The sequence below is a fragment of the Polycladidibacter stylochi genome (assembly GCF_001562055.1).
GTDB classification, from domain to species: domain Bacteria; phylum Pseudomonadota; class Alphaproteobacteria; order Rhizobiales; family Stappiaceae; genus Pseudovibrio; species Pseudovibrio stylochi.
On sequence record NZ_LLWE01000024.1, the window covers coordinates 188,801 to 206,102 of the forward strand.

General features: G+C 45.0%; 16 protein-coding genes. 6 read left to right on the forward strand and 10 right to left on the reverse strand.

Annotated features, from left to right (window positions below):
* Positions 1 to 2 precede the first annotated feature (2 nt).
* The 6 genes from AYK67_RS07325 to gloB form a co-directional block, all read right to left on the reverse strand.
* The gene (locus AYK67_RS07325) at positions 3 to 422 is read right to left on the reverse strand and encodes a hypothetical protein (RefSeq protein ID WP_068084352.1); all 420 of its coding nucleotides are present in this window, start codon (positions 420 to 422) and stop codon (positions 3 to 5) included.
* A 124-nt stretch (positions 423 to 546) separates the two neighbouring features.
* Positions 547 to 1,893, reverse strand: coding sequence for an anti-phage deoxyguanosine triphosphatase (locus AYK67_RS07330; RefSeq protein ID WP_068085298.1), 1,347 nt, complete (start codon positions 1,891 to 1,893; stop codon positions 547 to 549).
* Positions 1,894 to 1,988: 95 nt separating this feature from the next.
* A complete protein-coding gene (gene sigJ, locus AYK67_RS07335; RefSeq protein ID WP_068084354.1) occupies positions 1,989 to 2,891 on the reverse strand; it encodes an RNA polymerase sigma factor SigJ in 903 nt (300 codons plus the stop codon).
* 2 nt (positions 2,892 to 2,893) lie between these two features.
* Positions 2,894 to 3,340 carry a carboxymuconolactone decarboxylase family protein gene (locus AYK67_RS07340; protein WP_068084357.1) on the reverse strand — a complete coding sequence of 149 codons (447 nt, stop codon included), beginning with the start codon at positions 3,338 to 3,340 and terminating at the stop codon, positions 2,894 to 2,896.
* 135 nt (positions 3,341 to 3,475) lie between these two features.
* Positions 3,476 to 4,702 (reverse strand): argininosuccinate synthase, encoded by a 1,227-nt coding sequence (locus AYK67_RS07345; protein WP_068084359.1) that lies wholly within the window; start codon positions 4,700 to 4,702, stop codon positions 3,476 to 3,478.
* Positions 4,703 to 5,067: 365 nt separating this feature from the next.
* The gene (gene gloB, locus AYK67_RS07350; protein WP_068084362.1) at positions 5,068 to 5,877 is read right to left on the reverse strand and encodes a hydroxyacylglutathione hydrolase; all 810 of its coding nucleotides are present in this window, start codon (positions 5,875 to 5,877) and stop codon (positions 5,068 to 5,070) included.
* A 173-nt stretch (positions 5,878 to 6,050) separates the two neighbouring features.
* Here gloB and AYK67_RS07355 point away from each other — a divergent pair, with 173 nt between their 5' ends.
* Entirely contained in the window at positions 6,051 to 6,851 is an 801-nt protein-coding gene (locus tag AYK67_RS07355) for a class I SAM-dependent methyltransferase (protein ID WP_068084365.1), read from the forward strand.
* Between the two features lie 29 nt (positions 6,852 to 6,880).
* Here the strand turns inward: AYK67_RS07355 and metW are convergent, their stop codons facing one another.
* Together metW and metX are read right to left on the reverse strand one after the other, a co-directional pair.
* Complete coding sequence (metW, locus tag AYK67_RS07360) at positions 6,881 to 7,510, reverse strand: methionine biosynthesis protein MetW (RefSeq protein ID WP_082735697.1); 630 nt, start codon at positions 7,508 to 7,510, stop codon at positions 6,881 to 6,883.
* Between the two features lie 24 nt (positions 7,511 to 7,534).
* Positions 7,535 to 8,746, reverse strand: coding sequence for a homoserine O-acetyltransferase MetX (gene metX, locus AYK67_RS07365; protein WP_082735698.1), 1,212 nt, complete (start codon positions 8,744 to 8,746; stop codon positions 7,535 to 7,537).
* A 312-nt stretch (positions 8,747 to 9,058) separates the two neighbouring features.
* On the opposite strand from metX, the gene hisC reads away from it, so the two are divergent.
* Positions 9,059 to 10,162 carry a histidinol-phosphate transaminase gene (gene hisC, locus AYK67_RS07370; RefSeq protein WP_068084371.1) on the forward strand — a complete coding sequence of 368 codons (1,104 nt, stop codon included), beginning with the start codon at positions 9,059 to 9,061 and terminating at the stop codon, positions 10,160 to 10,162.
* Between the two features lie 12 nt (positions 10,163 to 10,174).
* The gene (locus AYK67_RS07375; RefSeq protein WP_068084379.1) at positions 10,175 to 11,110 is read left to right on the forward strand and encodes a prephenate/arogenate dehydrogenase family protein; all 936 of its coding nucleotides are present in this window, start codon (positions 10,175 to 10,177) and stop codon (positions 11,108 to 11,110) included.
* Between the two features lie 36 nt (positions 11,111 to 11,146).
* On the opposite strand, the gene AYK67_RS07380 is transcribed toward AYK67_RS07375, so the two are convergent.
* Both AYK67_RS07380 and AYK67_RS07385 read right to left on the reverse strand, forming a co-directional pair.
* Positions 11,147 to 12,361 (reverse strand): CobW family GTP-binding protein, encoded by a 1,215-nt coding sequence (locus AYK67_RS07380; RefSeq protein WP_068084380.1) that lies wholly within the window; start codon positions 12,359 to 12,361, stop codon positions 11,147 to 11,149.
* A gap of 94 nt (positions 12,362 to 12,455) precedes the next feature.
* Entirely contained in the window at positions 12,456 to 13,850 is a 1,395-nt protein-coding gene (locus AYK67_RS07385; protein WP_068084383.1) for a D-alanyl-D-alanine carboxypeptidase family protein, read from the reverse strand.
* A 206-nt stretch (positions 13,851 to 14,056) separates the two neighbouring features.
* On the opposite strand from AYK67_RS07385, the gene AYK67_RS07390 reads away from it, so the two are divergent.
* The 3 genes from AYK67_RS07390 (at position 14,057) to acs (ending at position 17,277) form a co-directional block, all read left to right on the forward strand.
* Positions 14,057 to 14,686, forward strand: coding sequence for a glutathione S-transferase family protein (locus tag AYK67_RS07390; protein ID WP_068084388.1), 630 nt, complete (start codon positions 14,057 to 14,059; stop codon positions 14,684 to 14,686).
* Positions 14,687 to 14,759: 73 nt separating this feature from the next.
* Positions 14,760 to 15,164 (forward strand): DUF1761 domain-containing protein, encoded by a 405-nt coding sequence (locus AYK67_RS07395; protein ID WP_068084390.1) that lies wholly within the window; start codon positions 14,760 to 14,762, stop codon positions 15,162 to 15,164.
* A 163-nt stretch (positions 15,165 to 15,327) separates the two neighbouring features.
* Positions 15,328 to 17,277 (forward strand): acetate--CoA ligase, encoded by a 1,950-nt coding sequence (acs, locus tag AYK67_RS07400; RefSeq protein ID WP_068084393.1) that lies wholly within the window; start codon positions 15,328 to 15,330, stop codon positions 17,275 to 17,277.
* Positions 17,278 to 17,302 lie beyond the last annotated feature (25 nt).

A 17,302-nucleotide genomic window follows, 5' to 3' on the forward strand; every position in this document is an offset into this window, starting at 1 on the left:
GCTTATAGGTTTGGACCGAAAGCAACATCACGTCTTGCTGAACTAATTGAAATCGCAATACCGGCCAGCACATCGAGAAGCGCGATCAGCGTGAGTAAGAAGAACACCGGCGTTGCTGCAGTAAACACAGAAATGAATTCAATCAAATAAACAATGAACACAACAGTAGAGATCATGTGATCCAAAAGGGTCTGTGCTCCAAATTTTGTTGCTTTAATTAACTCCACAAAGAGTAATATCAATGCAAATGCGATGATTAACTCCGATAACTTCAAATGAAACAGCGCATCGGATGCAAGACTAAATGAAATCACGTCATAGTTTAAATAGTTAATCCCACCATAACCCAGAAAACCAGCAGCCAGTAGATTATATATAATAAGCGGGAAAACCGTCAGCGGTACGACACGTAAGAACGCCATTTTTTATCCTTAGAGCTAAAATACACAGTTCTACCAATACTTAATAAGCCTTTATTATAAAAGCACTATATTGATGGATACTTCCCAAACCAACAAGAAGCTTTCAAACTTAAAAGGCGCTTATTTAAACATGGTCAAAAATAGATCCCATGCGCGGACTAAACAACCGATCGTATGTCTTTAGCAGTGTACCATCGCTCATCTCGGCAATATAGTCACAAATAACACGCATATCTCCCTGCGATCTTTCAAAATTCCTAAAATGCTCGCGAGGCAAAAAACTTTGGGGTGCGCTAGCAACAACCTCAAATACCTTCACAACCATTTGCTGGCCTTTAAACTCAAGCTGCTGCACATTTGGGCTAAAAATGACCTGTTGAGCCACTAACTCTTGCAAAGCATTCAAAAAGTCACGGGAACCAGGCTTAATTTGCACCCGAAAACGCAATAAAGGCTCTTTAAAACGGTTGATTTCGATAAGTTCAACTGCCTCAATAAAATGCCCGACAAGCATTGAAATGTACATTTTCCGCTTAGCACCATCACCAAATAAACCGGAAACCAAACTATCAAAAATATTATTGCCGGTTTTCTGGCCATATCGTTCGGCATGTTCATTTAAAAAGGCAGAACATATTTTTTCATCAACAACAGCTCTAAACTGTGCCTCACTAATAAAGCCCAATTCGATTGCATCTTCCAAATCATGCACGCCATAAGCAATATCATCAGCTGCATCCATTATGGAGCAATCAAGTGATTTATGCATTGCTTTGCTATGACGGCCTTTTCGTTCAAAAAAAGCTGTAAATTCTTGCTGGTCTGCATCACACAAAGGCGATAGTATCCAGCTAACCACATCTTGCTCACTATCCAAATAGGCTTTGGGCGGAACACACTTTAAAGGGTCAATCAGTGGCACCACACTAGGGCCTTGGCTTAAGCAGGGCTGCTGATTAGCATTCATCAACCGACTATAAGCAACAGGATATTTAAGCAGTCCCAACAAAGTGCGCCGGGTTAAATCTGCACCGTTCTCTTCAGAAAAAACCTCAAGCTTACTAATCAATCGCAGCGTATGGCCATTTCCCTCAAAACCACCATGATCTCGCATGCAATAGTTTAGGGCTACTTCCCCACCATGCCCAAACGGTGGGTGCCCCAAATCATGCCCCAACCCCAGTGTTTGCACAAGGCTAAGTGGCGGTAAGTATGCGTGCCCTTCATGGCCTGTCTCTAACGTGTGATTTAATGATTTTAAAATACCGCCAGCAATTTGCGATACTTCCAAAGAGTGCGTCAGCCGCGTTCGGTAAAAATCGTTGTCACCCAGGTTAAGAATTTGGGTCTTTCCCTGCAGCCGCCGAAATGAGCTAGAGTGAATAATACGCGAATAATCTATATCAAAAGGATCGCGCACATCGCCTTTGCGTTTTGTTTTGCCACTTTTGCGAAAAATCCAGTTACTCATAACCATTAAATCTCATAATCTTATTGCAAAGATCCATTCAAAATCCTGCACTAACATATTGAGAGAAAATGTATAGGAGAACAAAAACAGTCTCTTCAATGCATTGCTGTTTCATCTAAGGCAAAAAGCTTGAGTTTATCTGGGTTACGGATAGCGAATATTCTTTTCACCGAACGATCCACCTCTAGACATATAATTGTTTCAACGCCCTGGGGACCTATTGATAAAAGTGCTGTTTCACCATTCGCTTCGACAAACCGGTATTCCAGTTTGCTCCAGAATTTTCGCCAAAAACCCGCAATGAGCCGAGTTACCCGATCTGAACTGGCAATAACATTAATAGCGGCCGAAACCTTGCCACCACCATCAGCCCAAAACTCAACATCTTCAGCAATTAACTGCGATAAAGCCTCAATCTCTCCAGCAACCAAGGCTTTAAAAAAACGGTCAGCCAATGCTCGTTGTTCTTGTTTTTGCCTTATATTGGGGCGCACTTTTTCCAAACGATGGCGGGCACGAAAAACAAGCTGCCGGCAAGTACCTTCCGGCTTGTCTAAAATATCAGAAATTTCGCGATAATTCAGTTCCAGTAATTCGGCAAGCAGAAAAGCAGCACGCTCATTGGGTGGTAGATTATCCATAGCATGCATCATCGCGATAGAAAACTGATCTCGCCTTTCCATAGGATCAGCAAAATCATGCAAAACCTCGCTTGTTATAGGCTCTGGCAACCAGCAACCGGTATAGTTTACACGGGTTCGATAAGCACTTTTTAAAGTATCAAGGCAAACATTCGTGCAAGTTTTATGAAGCCATGCAGAGGGGCTTTTTATGTCTTTGAGGTCTTGTCCCATAAACTTGAGAAAGGTCTCTTGCAGGGCATCATCAGCATCGTCAATAGTGCCCAACATTCGATAAGCTAATGAGCGCAGTTTCCTGCGCTCAGTTGAAAACAATGAGCTTTGATAAGCGGTTTCATTTTCGCTCAAAGCTGGCATTTCTAATGCTCCATACCGTTATGCGCACCAATATTAACACGGTTCCAAGCATTAATAAGCGCAACATCATAACTAATAGAACGTATGGTATCAGCATCGTAACTTTTTAATAAATTAGCATGAAGTTCTGGTAGCTGACGCGTATTTTCTTTGCTTGGATGGGTCAACGCTTCAGCCCAAGCTAGCACAGAAGTTTCTTGCGGTGTAAATATATCGGTTTCACGCCATATAACCAATTTATCAAGACGCTCTTGTTTTTCACCATCATTGCGTGCCTCAGCAAGGTGCATATTAAGGCAAAAATCACAGGCATTTATCTGAGAAACCCGAACCCGCATCAAATGGCGAACTGAAGCTGGTATTTTCGAATTTACCAACTCCATTTCGGTAGCTTGAAGCCCTTTAAAAAATGGGTCGGCAGCATCAAATAGGGAAAATCTTGCATTCATCGTCATCTATCCTTTAATAAATGGATACTTTAATGACGATCAGCAAAGCCTATTCGTTACATCTATGCGAAAAATTCTTAAAAAAAATGCCTGCCCTAGAAAAACCAGAACAGGCATCCCAAAAGATGAAGGCGTTTAGATACCAACCTTCTTGCGGCGGTTCGCCAATGTACGCAAACGCAGTGCGTTTAGGCGAATAAAGCCCGCTGCGTCTTTCTGGTCATAAGCACCATGGTCGTCTTCAAAAGTCACTAACTCCTCTGAATAGAGAGAATTTGGTGAATCGCGACCAACAACAATCACATTACCCTTGTAAAGCTTCAGCTTAACTGTGCCTGAAACCGGTTCCTGTGACTTATCGATAAGTGCTTGCAGCATCTCGCGTTCTGGCGAGAACCAGAAACCGTTATAAATGAGTTTTGCATAACGCGGCATCAACTCATCTTTCAGGTGCGCAGCCTCGCGGTCCATGGTGAGAGATTCCATTGCACGGTGCGCAGAAAGCAAAATCGTACCACCTGGTGTCTCGTAAATACCGCGCGATTTCATACCAACAAAACGGTTTTCAACCAGATCCAAGCGGCCGATGCCATTATCACGACCATAATCATTCAACTTGGCAAACAATGTGGCAGCTGACATATGAACGCCGTTAATGGCAACAGCATCACCTTTTTCAAAGGTAATTTCTATTTCTGTAGCCTGATCTGGAGCTTCTTCAGGGCTCACAGTACGCTGGAACACATAAGCTGGTGCTTCTTCATTCGGGTCTTCCAACACTTTACCTTCAGAAGAAGAGTGCAACATATTGGCATCGACCGAGAAAGGAGCTTCACCGAGCTTATCCTTTGGTACCGGAATCTGGTGCTGCTCTGCAAAGTTCAGCAAGTCGGTACGCGATTTGAAAGACCAGTCACGCCAAGGTGCAATAACTTTGATGTCTGGGTTAAGCGCATAACAGCCAAGCTCAAAACGAACCTGATCGTTACCTTTACCAGTTGCCCCGTGTGCAACAGCATCCGCACCGGTTTCCTCGGCAATTTCAATCAAACGCTTGGAAATAAGCGGACGGGCAATTGAAGTACCAAGCAGGTAAACACCTTCATAAACGGCGTTGGCACGGAACATTGGGAATACGAAATCTGAAATGAACTCCTCGCGCAGATCATCAATATAGATCTCTTTGATGCCCAACATTTCGGCTTTTCGTCGTGCTGGCTCCAGCTCTTCACCCTGACCAAGGTCAGCGGTAAATGTTACGACTTCGCAGCCAAATTCTGTCTGCAACCACTTGAGAATAATCGATGTGTCAAGCCCGCCAGAATAGGCAAGCACAACCTTTTTGATGTCGCCTTGGGCCATTGATTAGATTCCAAACTACGTTAATGCGTTAATCGCTTCGGCTGTGCACTCTAATAGCCAGACCACGCAAAACAAAGAGGAAAACAAACGTTTATTTATCACTTAATAAGAATACTTTAGTCTAATACACAGCTATAAAGAGCGTAGATCGGTCTCATGAAATTTCATCCATCAAGATAACTCACTGTTATAACTAAAAAAAATGATAATATATCTCTTTCAAAACTCACAGAGATTTTACAAAAGTAGAATTCTGCCTGAAGCCGAGGCTAATAAACTTCAGGCATTCTCAACAATAAATATGCTTGGTATCCAAGTAAGTTGTTAATTGAACCCCTTAAAACACTACTAGCCACTTTGAGTGGTTAAAAGTTGTCCTTCATTTGGCGCAGCTTGCTGAACACATCGGCATCACTAGCATCAACAAGATCAAGGCTTTGGCGAATATCTAGCTGGTCTACCCGTAAAAATGGATTGGTTGCCAACTCCTGTGCCATTGTACTTGGCAACGTGGGTTTATCGTTAGCACGCAGTTTTAAAACGTCTTGCTGACGTTTCAATAAAGTTTGGTTCTTGCTATCAACGCTCAAAGCAAACCGCCCGTTTGCCTCAGTATATTCATGCCCACAGAAAACCAGAGTTTCAGCAGGAATCTCGCGCTTCAATTGATTAAGTGAGGCCCATAACATCTCGCCATCACCCTCAAAGAGTCGGCCACAACCTAAAGAAAACAATGCATCTCCCGTATGAACCATATTAGCATCGGGTACCCACCAGCTGATGCTATCTAATGTATGCCCGGGCGTGCCGATTGCTTTTGCTTCCAAACCATTTAGATCAATACAATCGCCAGATTCTAAAGCCAGATCTACAAAACCCAGCTTTTGGGCAGAGCGCGCGTGCCCAACAACTTTTGCCCCTGTTTGCGCAACCAGCTCGTTAACCCCGCCAATGTGATCGTGGTGATGATGGGTTAGAAGAATGTAAGTCAGTTTCCAGCCAGTTACTTTCAGCGCCTCAAGATATGGTCCCGCCTCTGGAACATCAAAGGCAACAGCTGTTTCACTCTTGCGATTATAAAGCAGCACACCATAATTATTTTGGAAGCAGGTAAATTGGCATACCTGCGTAAAATCACTTGTCGCTATGAGTGGATAATCTTGGAGGTTTCTCATTGTCTTCTCCGCTAGTAGGCTGCCATGAAACAATTAATAAGCTATCTGGAAGTTCTAATAGCCAAAACCGTCGAGAACAAGTTCAGGTTTTTTCCCATTTATAGCGTGTTTGTTGTTGCAGCATCGCTCAATCGACACCATAGATATAAGAAACGGGCCATTTAGGTAAGAATATGCATCTTGATGTTTTGCACCTTAAACAGTTCTACGATTTGCCATTAGGTCGTATGTTACGCGTACTAATCAATCGGCGGGTGCGTAAGATATGGCCTGCAATGGCAAACTATAGCCTACTTGGTCTTGGCTATACGGGGCCATTCTTACGACCTTACTTGAAAGAAACACCTAGAATTTTTGCAGGCATGCCAGCAGCCCAAGGGGTTGTTAAGTGGCCACGTGAAGACAGTTATGCCAATATGGCATTCCTTACAGATTGCCAAAGTCTTCCCTTTCCAGATTCCAGTATTGACCGTATCATTCTGGTTCATGCTCTAGATATGGCACTAAATCCAAGCGCTTTATTGAATGAAGTACACCGCGTGCTTGTTCCTGGAGGCCGCGTTATCGCCATAGTACCCAACCGGCGCGGGGTTTGGGCGCAGTCGGAAGTTTCTCCCTTTGGCTATGGAACACCTTATTCACGCGGACAGTTGGAAAACTTTCTAAGCAATCACTTTCTATCGGTAACAGCAAAAGAAGAAGCACTTTACGTGCCTCCTACAAAATCTCGACTTATTATGCGTAATGCCCGCCTATTTGAGCGTATAGGTGCAGTGGTGGGTTCAAGCTTTGCCGGCCTGTTAATTATGGAAGCAGAAAAACAGGTCTACCGAGGCATATCAACACCACGTAAAAGCATGGTACGTGTTCTAAAACCAGTATTTATTCCCGAGGCAAAACCTGTTGGTGCCCAGCGTCAGTCGCCAATAGTAACTTCAAATAAGCCGCAAAAACCAATTACGCAAGAAAACTAGAGCTCACCTAATTTGAAACGAGGCAAACCCTATTTACGCTCAAGCAAAAAGATTGCCTGGTCACTAATAAGGTTTCGTAACCACCAAGGTCCACTATAAACGATAGGCTTTCCTTTTGCATCAAGTGCTTCAGCACGCAACACGCGGGCATCTACCTCATCAGCCAGAGCCAAAAAATCTCTCAAAGTACAAAAGTGAATATTGGGCGTATTGTACCACTCATAGGGCAGATAGTCGGTTACCGGCATACGGCCCCGCCATAGCAGCTGTAGTCTGTTGCGCCAGTGTCCAAAATTCGGAAATGAAACAACAACCTTTTTCCCTATTCGCAATAACTCGATTAAAACCTGTTTGGGGTCCATCGTCGCTTGCAAAGTTTGGCTTAGTATCGCGTAATCGAAGGCCGCATCAGGATAAGCATCCAAATCCTTATCAGCATCTCCTTGGACAACGGAAAGCCCTCTGGCAACACACTCATTCACCCCTGCCTGCGAGATTTCAATTCCCCGGCCATCAACCTGCCTGAGGTTGACCAAAAGCTCCAATAGCTCACCCTTACCACAGCCAATATCCAGCACCTTAGCTTGCGGCACCACAAAATCACAAAGGATTTGGTAGTCTCCACGGGCATGAGCGACTTCGACATTCTTACGCATCATATAATCCTTAAATCACTCAGCCTATTAGTCCGATTGCTTTACCGGCGCTTCAATACCACGCGCTTTCGCGGCACCTGTCAAAAATCCCCGCATTGTCTTGAACATTTCAGGTTCATTAAGCAAAAATGCGTCATGTCCACGCGAGCTATCAATTTCCACAAACGATACATTCGCCGCTGCCGCGTTGAGAGCTTGCACAACCGCCTTACTTTCCGAGGTGGGGAACAACCAGTCAGTTGTAAATGACATCACACAAAAGCGGGTTTTACTATGTAAAAACGCTCCGGCCAGCTTCCCATCATGTGGCGCAGCCAAATCAAAATAATCCATCGCTCTGGTAACATACAAATACGAGTTGGCATCAAAGCGATCGACAAAAGTCATGCCTTGATGACGTAAATAGCTCTCAATTTGGAAGTCTGCATCAAAACCAAAACTAACCGATGAGCGATCTTGCAAATTTCGACCGAATTTATCGTGCAAAGAAGCATCCGACATGTAAGTAATATGTGCTGCCATCCTAGCGACAGAAAGCCCTTTTGTCGGGCGTTTGTTTTCAACCGCATAATTGCCGTGACACCAGTCAGGGTCCGCCATAACAGCTTGGCGGCCGACCTCATGAAACGCTATGTTTTGCGAAGAATGTCGCGCCGCTGTAGCAATTGGAACGCAAGAGAACACCATTTCAGGGTAGGCAGCTGCCCATTGCAACACCTGCATCCCTCCCATAGAGCCACCAATTACGGCAAAGAGTGTCTCAATACCCAAAGATAGAACAAGTTTGCGTTGCGCACGAACCATATCACCAATCGTAACTACAGGCAGATCAAGGCCATACGATTTTCCAGTAGCAGGGTTATGCGTTGCTGGGCCGGTTGTGCCAAAGCAGCCCCCCAGCACATTAGAGCAAATAACGAAGTATTTGTTTGTATCTACGGGGCAGCCAGGACCAACCATCATCGACCACCAACCCGGCTTTCCCGTCACTGGATTGGTCGAGGCCACATACTGATCGCCTGTTAATGCGTGACAAACAAACACCGCATTCGATTTATCGGCGTTGAGCTCCCCGTAAGTTTCATAGGCGATTTGCCAAGGAGCAATGCTAACACCTGCATCCAGCTTGAGCGGGTCTTCCAAACCAAAGCGCATCATTTTGCCGACAGGATGTGTTGCTTGTTCCTGCGCCGATTGATGCTGCGCGCCTTCTGCGCTACCTTTGGTTGGTTGTGTCATCTCATCTCCAATGACTATTCATAAATATCTCAAAATACGAAGCAGCCCTTATTATCGGAGGCTCATCTTCTAGATAATCTTGCTAGGCGGCCAGTATTGATCTGTCAATGCTCCCATATTCACAACAGTAGGCAAAGCCTCAAAAATTATGCCATTTTACAAAGACATACGTTAGCCTCCTGTAAATACTTGCCGTGAACTACAGGAAACTTGAGCTTTTTAAGCTCATAACAACCAAAGGTAATATTTGACAGCTGGGGTTTGTTGGTGCACACGAATATGCCACCATTCAATGTTAAGGAATGAATTAAAATGGACCGAGTGCCTTCAAGACCAGAACCACGAGCAGGAATATTAGACATTGCGCCTTATGTTCCCGGCAAATCTTCTGTTTCAGGCCAACCAACCAAGCACAAACTTTCTTCCAATGAAACACCATTAGGCGCTAGCCCTAAAGCGCTGGAAGCATATAGGTCCATCAATCATTTAGAACATTATCCAGACGGAAGTGCAGAAGAGCTGCGCCAAACCCTCGCTAAAATTCATGGTTTGAATGCTGATCGCATTATTTGTGGCAGTGGTTCCGACGAAATTCTCAGCCTCATTGCCTATACTTATTTAGGGCAGGGAGATGAGGCCATTTATTCTCAACATGGCTTTTCTGTATACAAAATTGCAATAATGGCGGCTGGCGCAACACCAATCGTGGCACCAGAAAAAAACCTCACCACAGATGTAGACGCCGTTTTAGAGCGCGTTACCAATAAAACTAAAGTGGTGTTTATAGCCAATCCAAACAACCCCACTGGCACCTACCTGCCATTTGATGAAGTTAAACGCTTGCATGAGGGCTTACCAAAAAACTGCTTGCTGGTATTAGATGCAGCCTATGCAGAATATGTGCGCCGCAATGACTATGAGGCAGGAATTTCGCTGGCTTCTTCCGCAGATAACGTTATCATGACGAGAACGTTCTCAAAAGTTTACGGCTTGGCTGCACTTCGCGTGGGCTGGGGCTTTGGGCCTGAGCATGTTATTGATGCAATGAACCGTATCCGTGGTCCTTTTAATATGAATAGCGCCGCATTGGCTGCTGGTATTGCAGCAGCTAAAGATCAGGACTTCCTGCATAAAGCCATAGCCCATAACAGTGAGTGGCTCCCCATTGTAACAGAACAAGTCACCCAATTGGGGCTCAAAGTTACTCCGAGCGTTGGCAATTTTATTTTGATTCACTTCAGCGAAGAAAAAGGTAAAACAGCACAAGATGCAGATGCCTTTTTGCAATCAAAAGGCTGTATTTTACGTCAAGTAGGCTCTTACGGCTTGCCCAATTGCCTTCGGATGTCTATTGGCAGTGAAGCAGCTAACCTTGATGTTATTGCAGCACTGAAAGAGTTTTTACATAGCAACTGAATGAAAGAGTAAATGTCTGACCCCTTGTTTCAACGTGTGGCGCTAATTGGCATTGGCTTGATTGGCTCCTCACTAGCACGTGTCATGCGCCGCGAAAAATTGGCGCGAGAAATCATCATCTCAACACGATCCGAGGCAACACTAAAACGTGCCATGGAGCTGGAACTGGGCGACTATTATTATTTAAACGCAGCGAAAGCGGTTGAAGGCGCAGATTTAGTAATACTATGCACACCAGTTGGTGCCTGCGAGCAGGTTGCAAAGCAAATTGCCCCCCATTTAAGTGAGGGTGCTATTGTGACAGATGTTGGCTCTGTTAAGGCTGCTGTCATAGCTGCAGTGAAGCCACACCTACCAACAACTGTGCACTTTATTGCAGGCCACCCGGTGGCGGGAACTGAATATTCTGGACCGGATGCCGGTTTTGCCAGCCTGTTTGAAAACCGCCGTTGCATTTTAACACCGGAAGAAGGCACAAGCCCAGCGGCTTTGGAAAAGCTGATAAAATACTGGCAATCCTGCGGCTCTGAGGTGGAAACCATGGCGCCTGAGCATCATGATCTAGTGCTCGCGGTGGTATCGCACCTACCTCATATAATTGCCTACAATATAGTCGGTACAGCGGACGATTTGGAAACTGTAACCAAATCTGAGGTTATTAAATATTCTGCTTCAGGCTTTCGCGACTTTACCCGCTTAGCATCCTCCGATCCCACCATGTGGCGCGATGTATGCCTCAACAATAAAGATGCGATTTTAGAAATGCTGGCACGCTTTTCCGAAGACTTGTCAGCGCTACAACGTGCAATTCGCTGGGGAGATGGAGACAGCCTGTTTAATCTATTTACCCGCACACGAGGCATTCGCAAACAGCTGATTGAAGCGGGCCAAGAATCTCCCGCTCCAAACTTCGGACGTCAAAACGAGGCAGGAGATCCAGCCCAATAGGTTTATGCCCTGATAAGGCAATATCAGGGAAACACCCTAGTTTTTAAAACCACTAAAACCGCCTATTGATAATGGATTATCCATCAAAGCGGTTTTATCGGGGGTATCACTAGCTATACCGCCAGTAAAAGCATCAAACATCCGTTTGACAAACCCTTCGGCAAGCCCGTTCACAATGAAAACCAGCTTGCTTTGGCGCTCATCATCAGGCCATTTTGCTAAACGGGCAGGGGGGTGAAACACATGCTGTACCCCATGTATTACTACCGGTTGATCTGGATGCTCGCCAACAAGGATAATACCTTTAACACGTAAGAGTTTTGGGCCATGTGCGCTGCGCAGCAAGTCCATAAACATTTCTAGCCCACCAGCTGAAATTGGTCGCTCACTTACCAATGTAAAGGCACGAATATTCTTACTATGTCTGTTCACATCATGTGCATGTCCATCATCATCCCCATGATGATGGTGGTGGTGGCTATGTTCTTCCCCCTCATGGGCATGATGGTGATGAGCATCTCTATAAGCTTCTTCATTGAGCCAGCGCTTCACCTCAGGCACTTTACTATCGGGATTATAAAGGCCGCAATTAATCAAATCAGCAACTTCCTGCTCACCAATACTGCGGGTAATAGTTGTCGCCCCCGGGTTAAGGCGTTTTAATTCTGCTTTTAGAGCTATGAAAGTCTTTTCCTGCTCTTCACCCTTTACCAAATCGCTTTTTGTGATGACCAAACGGTCCGCCACAGCAACTTGGCGCACGGCTTCCTCATGCTCAGCCAAACTATTCAAGCCATTGACGGCATCAACGAGCGTAACCACCCCGTCGAGACGATAGCGCATGACCAGATAAGGATGTAGCATAACGCTATGAAGCACAGGTGCCGGGTCTGCAAGGCCAGTTGTTTCAATAACCACACGCTTCAACTTTTCAAGGCGGCCATTATCCAGCTTACGCAATAGGTTTTCTAGCGTGGCAACCAAATCACCGCGAATAGTGCAGCATAAACAACCTGAGGAAAGCTCAATAATACCGTCATCCACCTTATCAACCAGCAGATGATCTAGGCCAACCTCGCCAAATTCATTTATAATAACAGCTGTATCCGCCATATCTGGCGATTTTAGAATTTCATTCAAGAGGCTGGTTTTTCCTGAACCTAAAAAACCAGTTATGATATTCAAAGGAATTGGTTCAGGAGGCCTACGTCTATTCTGTGCCTGACCGTAGCCAGTCTCTATTTCACTCATAAAAACCTGCCAGCATAACTTCGTTGTCAGCTACTCTGTCTAAACACTTCTTGGTAACTGTGCAAATCAACCGACATATCAAACACTACAACGATCAGTTATTTGTTGGAGCGTATAAGCCTCCCTTACCGCTAAACAATGGGGTAAGGTCACCTTTTTCCTTCTGCTTTTTATTCGTCGAATAGAGCGAACCGGCTTCTTGAGAAGCGCCCTTTCGTTGGTTGGCTTCCTCAACGCCAAAAGGGTCTGTCCTTTTATCTTTTCGAACAAGCTCAAGGCCACCTTTGGCCGAGTTTACGGGAAGCAGCGAGCCCTGTTTCGGTTTAGGTCTTGGAACAAGCGCATTGCCAGATCGAGCCAACAACTCCATTTTATTCTTAACCCCGTTACTCAGCCCAACTCGCACAGGAACGGGATTATAGTCTTTGACACGAAGGCCAAGAATATTTTCGTAAACGGCGGGCCAGTTCACTTTGGTTTTGCCGCTTTTAGATTTTCGCGAAACCTTCTCGCCTTCAGGAAAGGCCCCAGCAGTTGTAGCATAAGCAAGCATATCATCGCTTAAATGCGATTTTCCAAACCGGTCAACAAGCTCTTGAGCTTTGGGTTTCTTTCCCCGCTTACAATACCCTTTTTTGGGGGGCTCTTTACCTTTTCCATCCAAAGAGTAAAGGCTAGGCCCATCATATCTTCCAAGCGATACCTCAGTTAGCTTTTTAGCAAAAGCACCTCGCTCCAAAACAGAAGAAGCCCCTAAAACTACAGAGATAATATCTCTCCCACCATGGCTTACTGTCGTGGCAACATTAAAGCCGGAGTCGCAAATATAACCTGTTTTCATCCCGTTTGCCCCGGCAACACGCAGCAAAAACTCTTTATTGCCTGAGGGAAGGGTTTTGCCACCAAACTTGATACCGGAATTTTTCCAATAGTGTTTGTATTGGGGAAAATCCAACCAGAGTTTGCGCGCGAGTATTGCCATATCGCGAGCAGTTGTCACCTGCTGTTTTGCCGGTAAGCCATTAGGATTTACAAAGTGAGTATTACCCATACCAAGGCGCTGAGCAGCACGGTTCATTTCTGCAACAAAATCAGCCTCACTACCACTCACCGCTTCAGAGACCGCTACGGCAATATCATTGGCTGATTTTACAATCACCATAGTCAAGGCATTATCCAATGTCATAACCGTACCCACCTTAAAGCCCATTTTACTGGGTGGCTGGGCTAGGGCATGAGCAGAAACAATAACAGGGTCAGATAATTTCAACCGGCCGCTTTTAATTGCCTCGAATGTAACATAGGCTGTCATCATCTTTGTTAGCGAAGCTGGATACCACCGGTCAGTAGCTTTATGCTGCTCAAGCACCTTTCCACTTCGCGCATCAACCGAAATCCAAGTGGCAACATCCGCTTGTGATGAAATCGGGTAAAAAAGAACCCCTAATGATACGAATAATATCGATAGATTTATTGTTTTTTTTAGCACGATATAATCCTAATCGAGTTCTTTTCAAATAAACTTGCCATTAATCGCCATCTTACATAAACTAAATTACCTTAGAGTAAATAATAAATATAGTAGGGTTACTTTATAACTAATGGTGTAAATTATATTCTATAAGTACTAATTAAAAAAATTCATGATTATAATATATAACAATATAACAGGAATTCGCTTTGAGTTAGCACATTATGACAATACCACTTGCTTACAAAATGGGTACTGAAATGTACAAAGTTATTGGACATAAAAACAATCGTACACTCAGAGTTTTATGGGCTTTAGAAGAAATGTCGCAGTCCTATGAATTGGTGGAGGCACAGCCTAGGTCAGATACGGCTAAACTATATTCCAATAATGCAAAAGTTCCATCATTACAGGTTGGCGACACCATAATTAATGACTCACTTGCAATTATTGAATTTCTTGCTGACAAACACCAAATGCTCACGTTTACAGCGGGTACGATAGAAAGAGCAAAGCAAGACAGTTTCACTTTCTTAATTCTTGATGAAATTGAAGGGGCTTTGTGGACGGCAGCCAAGCACAGTTTTGTCTTACCTGAAAAACTGCGTGTACCTGAAGTCAAAGCCGCCTGCAAATATGACTTTGATAATGCTCTAAATACCTTAGCAGACCGCCTCGGAACACAAAAATATCTGATGGGCGATAAGTTCACAATTCCGGATTTAGTAATGGGGCATTGTGCTCTATGGGCAAACAAAGCTGGTTTTAAAATAGAAAACCCCAAAATTCAGCGGTATTTAGAGGCCATTTTAAATAGAAAAGCACTTATAAATATTATCAGCAGCTCAATTTAATCGTCCAATAAGTTTCATTCTAGGTACTTTTATTTTCTTATACTCTCAAAATAACTGAGGGTGGGAGAATTTAATGCTTGATATCAGTTCGAATGCATTGGCGATACTAGCTGCTACGCTGGCCTCCGTAATTTATGGCAGTATCTGGTATGGTGCGCTCGCCAAGCAGTGGATGAGCGCTGCAAGAATAAGCGAATCAGAGGCGGCAATTTCGCCGTTCAAAGCGCTCTTGATTTTTGTTTGCCAATTCATAACAGCAACAGGTATTGCAGCCCTATTGGTCTCTCTATCAATTAACACTATCGAGCAGGCCTTGTTTATTGCTTTTGCGGTTTGGCTTGGCTTTGTCCTGTCAGTCATGACAATCAATTATAGCTTTCAAAAAGCACCGAAAGCCTTACTTATTATCGATTCAGGCCATTGGCTTGGGGTTTTGCTCCTACAAGCAGTCATTTTTGTTTTTGCCTCTTCTCTCTAACAGCCTTAAGACGCTGTGTCAGTTGTCCACTAGCATAAAGTGGGAAGACTTCTTTCCAACGACGAAAGTTATAGGTCCTGCGGCTGGACGTCGCAGCAAGAGCAAACCATAATGCCACCGGGAACAAATGCTGCTGGCTTTCCAGCAACACGGGAGGATAAATATGACATCAGAGGTTTTTCCTGTACCAGCCGATATCGCTGCAGGTGCATTAATTAATAATGATCGCTATCAGGAAATGTACCAGCGCTCAATAACCGATCCGGAAGGTTTCTGGGCCGAACATGGCAAACGTCTGGATTGGATAAAACCCTACACAAAAGTTAAAAATACCTCCTACGATTACCACAATGTCGACATTAAGTGGTTTGAAGACGGTACTTTAAACGTATCGGCCAATTGCGTTGATAGGCATTTGGCAACAAAAGCTGATCAGCCAGCGATTATATGGGAAGGTGATGACCCAAGTGAGCAAAAAACAATCACCTATGGTCAACTTTCTGAAGAAGTGAACAAGTTTGCCAATATGTTGAAGGCAAACGGCGTCAAAAAAGGTGACCGTGTCACCATTTACCTACCTATGATACCAGAAGCAACATACTCTATGCTCGCCTGTGCTCGTATAGGGGCCGTTCACTCTATCGTATTCGGCGGTTTCTCTCCCGATAGCTTAGCAGGACGTATCGAAGGCTGTAGCTCTCGTTTTGTTATAACAGCTGATGAGGGGTTGCGTGGTGGCCGTAAAGTCCCCCTAAAAGTCAATACAGATAAAGCTATCGAGCGTTGCGGCGGCGTTGATAAAGTCTTTGTTGTGCGCCGCACTGGCTCAGATGTAGCCATGCAAGATGGCCGCGATGTTTGGGTTGACGATGAAACCGCGAAAGTTTCAAGCATCTGTACGCCAGAGGAAGTAAACGCAGAAGATCCGCTTTTCATCCTCTATACCTCTGGCTCTACTGGACAGCCCAAAGGGGTCGTGCACACTTCAGGGGGCTACTTGGTTTACGCCTCCATGACACATGAATATGTGTTCGACTATAAACCAGGGGAAGTCTACTGGTGTACCGCAGATGTGGGCTGGGTAACTGGCCACAGCTACATCGTATACGGCCCGCTGGCCAATGGTGCGACCACACTCATGTTCGAAGGTGTTCCCACATATCCTGACGCTTCACGTTTTTGGCAGGTCTGCGACAAGCACAATGTGAGCATTTTCTACACAGCACCTACTGCAATCCGCGCACTCATGGGTGCAGGTGATGAGTTTGTCACCAAAACAAGCCGGAAATCACTTCGTATTCTTGGTTCTGTTGGCGAACCAATAAACCCGGAAGCTTGGAGCTGGTATCATAACACAGTAGGTGAGGGGCGTTGTCCAATTGTTGATACCTGGTGGCAAACAGAAACCGGTGGTATCCTTATCACTCCGCTACCTGGCGCAACTCCGCTCAAACCAGGTTCAGCGACACGTCCATTCTTCGGCGTAGAACCGGCAATAGTAGATGCCGAAGGTAATTTCTTGGAAGGGACAACAGAGGGCAACCTTGTCATTAAAGACAGTTGGCCAGGGCAAATGCGCACCGTTTACGGTGATCATGAGCGTTTTGTGCAAACCTACTTTGCCACCTATAAAGGCCTTTACTTTACTGGCGACGGTTGCCGCCGCGATGAAGACGGTTACTATTGGATTACCGGCCGCGTTGACGATGTAATCAATGTATCTGGCCACAGAATGGGCACTGCAGAAGTCGAGAGCGCTCTCGTCGCGCACCCGAAAGTCTCCGAGGCTGCTGTTGTTGGCTATCCACACGACATCAAAGGGCAGGGCATATACGCCTATGTGACCTTGATGGAAGGCGAAGAACCATCCGAAGAGCTGCATAAGGAGCTGGTTAAGCACGTTCGTGCCGAAATCGGTCCAATTGCATCACCCGATCTAATCCAGTTCGCGCCAGGACTTCCTAAAACCCGCTCAGGTAAGATTATGCGTCGAATCCTGCGTAAGATTGCCGAAGATAGCTTTGATAATCTCGGTGATACTTCCACACTTGCAGATCCAACTGTCGTTGGCGATTTGATTAATAATCGCCAAAATAGAAGCGAAGACGCTTAAACAGTATTAGCCCCGCGTATCCCAT

Coding starts and splice junctions, on each gene's coding strand:
- AYK67_RS07325 (WP_068084352.1), bottom strand. CDS start 422: ATGGCGTTCTTACGTGTCGTACCGCTGACGGTTTTCCCGCTTATTATA.
- AYK67_RS07395 (WP_068084390.1), top strand. CDS start 14,760: ATGCTTGATATCAGTTCGAATGCATTGGCGATACTAGCTGCTACGCTG.
- acs (WP_068084393.1), top strand. CDS start 15,328: ATGACATCAGAGGTTTTTCCTGTACCAGCCGATATCGCTGCAGGTGCA.
- metX (WP_082735698.1), bottom strand. CDS start 8,746: ATGACACAACCAACCAAAGGTAGCGCAGAAGGCGCGCAGCATCAATCG.
- AYK67_RS07340 (WP_068084357.1), bottom strand. CDS start 3,340: ATGAATGCAAGATTTTCCCTATTTGATGCTGCCGACCCATTTTTTAAA.
- metW (WP_082735697.1), bottom strand. CDS start 7,510: ATGATGCGTAAGAATGTCGAAGTCGCTCATGCCCGTGGAGACTACCAA.
- AYK67_RS07330 (WP_068085298.1), bottom strand. CDS start 1,893: ATGAGTAACTGGATTTTTCGCAAAAGTGGCAAAACAAAACGCAAAGGC.
- AYK67_RS07375 (WP_068084379.1), top strand. CDS start 10,175: ATGTCTGACCCCTTGTTTCAACGTGTGGCGCTAATTGGCATTGGCTTG.
- AYK67_RS07355 (WP_068084365.1), top strand. CDS start 6,051: ATGCATCTTGATGTTTTGCACCTTAAACAGTTCTACGATTTGCCATTA.
- sigJ (WP_068084354.1), bottom strand. CDS start 2,891: ATGCCAGCTTTGAGCGAAAATGAAACCGCTTATCAAAGCTCATTGTTT.
- gloB (WP_068084362.1), bottom strand. CDS start 5,877: ATGAGAAACCTCCAAGATTATCCACTCATAGCGACAAGTGATTTTACG.
- hisC (WP_068084371.1), top strand. CDS start 9,059: ATGGACCGAGTGCCTTCAAGACCAGAACCACGAGCAGGAATATTAGAC.
- AYK67_RS07380 (WP_068084380.1), bottom strand. CDS start 12,361: ATGAGTGAAATAGAGACTGGCTACGGTCAGGCACAGAATAGACGTAGG.
- AYK67_RS07390 (WP_068084388.1), top strand. CDS start 14,057: ATGACAATACCACTTGCTTACAAAATGGGTACTGAAATGTACAAAGTT.
- AYK67_RS07345 (WP_068084359.1), bottom strand. CDS start 4,702: ATGGCCCAAGGCGACATCAAAAAGGTTGTGCTTGCCTATTCTGGCGGG.